Here is a 2,666-nt window from a genome sequence, read left to right on the forward strand (position 1 = left end):
CGTAAGCGGTCTATAAACCCCACCTAAAATTGCTGCCGGGACTTCGCTACGCTCCAGACTTTTCAGATCTGGAGTATCCAATGAGCACCGAGTCAAATCCTACCAAAGCCCAGCTCTGGCAAGCACATTTTGCTGCTTGGAAGAGCAGTGGCTTATCGCAGGCTGAGTATTGCAAACAACATGACCTCAAGCTGTCGAACTTTACTTACTGGCGCAGCCGCGTTAACAAACCCCAGCGCAAGTTCATGCCGATTTCCGCTCCGACTGGAACGGATCGCCTCATCATGAGTTTACCCTGCGGTATTCGCCTTGAGCTTACTGCGCAAACATTGCCCGCCGTATTGCCCGCCGTGCTTCGCGCAATACAGGACGCCAGCTAATGCTGCGTCCTCAACCGGGCATCCAAGCCTATTTGTACCTGGAGCCCGTGGATATGCGCAAGTCCATTGATGGGCTGGCCATACTCGTTGAGAGCGAGCTGGCGCTGTCACCGATGACGGAAGCGCTGTTTGTCTTCTGCAATCGGGGCCGCGACAAGATCAAAATCCTGTACTGGGAGCGTAACGGCTTTGTGCTCTGGTATAAACGCCTTGAGAAGCAGCGTTTCCGCTGGCCGCGCCAGTCCGATTTTAGCTACGAGCAGCGCGATGGCCGCGACCTGAATTACCTGCTCGACGGCTTTGATATCTGGCAGCAACGACCGCATCAAACCCTGCATTTTGACTCGGTCTCCTGAGTCGTCTCCGGTATAATATGGCGCCATGACGGCGCCCCTCACACAGTCCCTGCCAGACGATATCGATGCCTTGAAGGCCCTGCTTCTGAAGAAGGAGCAGCGTATTGATTTGCTTGAAGAGCAGATTCGTTTACTCAAGCAAAAGCGCTTTGGCGCCAGCAGTGAGAAGAGCGACCAGCAGGTTGAGTTGTTTGATGAAGCCGAACTGGGCGACGCTGAAGTGCAGCTGGCACCGCAAGAGGACGAACCGGTCGCTGTCGCCACTGCACCCACTGCCGTGTCAGCCCCAAAAGCCAAACGCGGCCGCAAGCCCCTGCCCGCCGATCTTCCCCGCGTGCGTATTGAGCACGACCTGCCTGACGCTGACAAAGTCTGTACCTGCGGTTGTCTGCGCGAGTGCATTGGCGAAGAGACCAGCGAACAACTGGACATCATTCCAGCCAAAGTGCAGGTGCTGGTTAATGTGCGTAAGAAATACGCCTGCAAGCAGTGTGAGGGTAGCGTCAGCACGGCACCACTTCCGCCGCAACCCATTCCCAAGAGCAACGCCAGTCCAGGCTTGCTGGCCCACATCGCCATTGCCAAATACCAGGATGCGTTGCCTCTGTATCGACAGGAAGCCATTCTGGGGCGCAGCGGTATCGATTTACCCCGTAACACCCTGGCGCTGTGGATGGTCAAGGCAGGCCAGCTGATACAGCCTCTGATTAATCTCTTGCAGGATCGTTTGCTGAGTTATCCGGTACTACAGTGCGATGAAACCACGGTGCAGGTACTCAAGGAGCCGGGCAAAGACCCAGAGAGCACCTCTTACATGTGGGTGCGGGTCGGCGGGCCACCCACGCAGGCTATCCGGCTTTACCATTACGCCGACAGTCGCCGGGGCGAGGTGGCCCGGCAACTGCTGACCGGCTATCAGGGCTACGTGCAGACCGATGATTATGCCGGGTACAACGGTGCCTGCGCGCAAACTGGCATTATCCAGTTGGGCTGTTGGGCCCATGCCCGTCGCAAGTTTGTTGAGGCGCAAAAGGCCGCAGGCAAGCAGAAGAAAGCCGGGAAAGCCGATGTCGCGGTGAGCATGATTGCCAAGCTCTACGCAATAGAAAAGCGAGTGGAATCCATGGCCCCGGAGGCGCGCCATGCCCTGCGCCAGCAAGAGAGCCTTCCCCAGCTCCAGGCCATCCGCGCCTGGCTGGATAAAACCCTGCACACCATACTGCTCAAAGGGTTGCTGGGTAAAGCCCTGGGTTATCTCGACAAGAACTGGGACAAGCTGACGATCTATACCGAGGACGGCCGACTGAGCATCGACAACAACCGGGCAGAGAACGCAATCCGGCCCTTCGTGGTGGGGCGGAAGAACTGGCTGTTCAGTGCCAGCGTCGCCGGTGCGGCCGCCAGTGCAAACCTGTACAGCCTGATTGAAACGGCCAAGGCCAATGGGCTGGAGCCCTATACCTACCTGAGGCGGGTCTTTACAGAATTACCCAGCGCACAGAGTCTGGATGATATCGAAGCATTACTGCCCTGGCAGGCGCCGGAAGCTCACGACAACCTTGTGAAGGCCGCATCATGAAACGGGTGATGAATATCAATATTGATCATCTTGATGCCGACGAACTGATGGCGCTGAACCAGCGCATTATTGAACGGCTGAAGATGCTGGAATCGCTGCATGCACACAAATCAATGATGCAGTTCCACCCTGGCGCGAGAGTCAGCTTCGATTCTCCGCAGGGCGAACGTGTCATCGCTACCGTGATGAAATTCAATCGCAAAACTGTCACCGTTGTAACGGACAGTGGGCAGCGCTGGAATGTGTCACCACATCTGCTCTCGGCGATAAAAGATGCGGGGCAGTCGCCTGTTATCGACGGGAGATTAGAAAACGACTGAGCGCAAGAGCGGGGTTTGTTGAGCGCTTACG

At 56.6% G+C, this 2,666-nt stretch carries 4 protein-coding genes; all 4 read left to right on the plus strand.

The features are described from left to right. The first annotated feature begins 80 nt into the window (after positions 1–80). The 4 genes from tnpA to HNR64_RS16960 are packed head-to-tail and all read left to right on the plus strand — an operon-like array spanning position 81 to position 2,635. Complete coding sequence (gene tnpA / locus HNR64_RS16945) at positions 81–380, plus strand: IS66 family insertion sequence element accessory protein TnpA (RefSeq protein WP_008250663.1); 300 nt, start codon at positions 81–83, stop codon at positions 378–380. After that, the gene (tnpB, locus tag HNR64_RS16950) at positions 380–736 is read left to right on the plus strand and encodes an IS66 family insertion sequence element accessory protein TnpB (RefSeq protein ID WP_008250664.1); all 357 of its coding nucleotides are present in this window, start codon (positions 380–382) and stop codon (positions 734–736) included. The genes tnpA and tnpB overlap by 1 nt, the downstream gene beginning before the upstream one ends. A 25-nt stretch (positions 737–761) precedes the next feature. Further along, on the plus strand, positions 762–2,315 hold the full coding sequence (gene tnpC / locus HNR64_RS16955; protein WP_204997564.1) for an IS66 family transposase: 1,554 nt from the start codon (positions 762–764) through the stop codon (positions 2,313–2,315). Next, complete coding sequence (locus tag HNR64_RS16960; protein ID WP_008250666.1) at positions 2,312–2,635, plus strand: peptidylprolyl isomerase; 324 nt, start codon at positions 2,312–2,314, stop codon at positions 2,633–2,635. Before tnpC ends, HNR64_RS16960 begins: the two co-directional genes overlap by 4 nt. Positions 2,636–2,666: the final 31 nt, after the last annotated feature.

It is taken from the genome of Spongiibacter marinus, assembly GCF_016906995.1.
In the GTDB taxonomy this organism is placed as follows: Bacteria; Pseudomonadota; Gammaproteobacteria; order Pseudomonadales; family Spongiibacteraceae; genus Spongiibacter; species Spongiibacter marinus.

Excerpts from the sequence above, each read along its gene's own strand:
- tnpA (WP_008250663.1), top strand. The coding sequence starts at position 81 with ATGAGCACCGAGTCAAATCCTACCAAAGCCCAGCTCTGGCAAGCACAT.
- tnpC (WP_204997564.1), top strand. The coding sequence starts at position 762 with ATGACGGCGCCCCTCACACAGTCCCTGCCAGACGATATCGATGCCTTG.
- tnpB (WP_008250664.1), top strand. The coding sequence starts at position 380 with ATGCTGCGTCCTCAACCGGGCATCCAAGCCTATTTGTACCTGGAGCCC.
- HNR64_RS16960 (WP_008250666.1), top strand. The coding sequence starts at position 2,312 with ATGAAACGGGTGATGAATATCAATATTGATCATCTTGATGCCGACGAA.